Annotated in this window: 1 protein-coding gene and 1 pseudogene; one reads left to right on the top strand and one right to left on the bottom strand. The window is 65.5% G+C overall.

Translation table 11 applies throughout. The features are described 5' to 3' along the window. A pseudogene (locus tag LZ604_RS36730) lies at positions 1-76 on the bottom strand (IS200/IS605 family transposase); the annotation flags it as partial. A gap of 51 nt (positions 77-127) precedes the next feature. On the opposite strand from LZ604_RS36730, the gene LZ604_RS36725 reads away from it, so the two are divergent. Continuing rightward, on the top strand, positions 128-351 hold a 224-nt coding region (locus LZ604_RS36725; protein WP_234520375.1), incomplete at its 3' end, for a helix-turn-helix domain-containing protein.

The raw sequence follows: 351 nt of genomic DNA, 5'->3' as shown, positions 1-351 counted from the left end.
CCAAGTGCGCGTGGAGGTTGTAGGCGACGTGGCGGCCGGTGCGGATATCGGGGTTTGGTTCCCAGCGCGGTGACATACGCCAAGGGTAGTATGATCGTGCGGGCTGATCAGGAAGGGGGTGGGCCGGATGATCCGTGCGTACAAGTTCCTGATGCGGCCCACCGTGGGCCAGGCGGCCGCGCTCGGTGAGATGCTGCGGGATCACTGCTCGCTCTACAACGGCGCGTTGCAGGAACGCCGCGACGCCTACCGGCACACCTCGAAGACCAGCATCAAATACGGGCAGCAGTCCGCGCAGCTCAAGGACATCCGGGCCTTCGACCCCGAGCGTCAGGGACGCTGGTCGTTCTC

It is taken from the genome of Streptomyces glomeratus, assembly GCF_021462825.1.
Lineage (GTDB): Bacteria > Actinomycetota > Actinomycetes > Streptomycetales > Streptomycetaceae > Streptomyces > Streptomyces glomeratus.
This window is presented reverse-complemented; position numbering and strand designations above follow the sequence as displayed.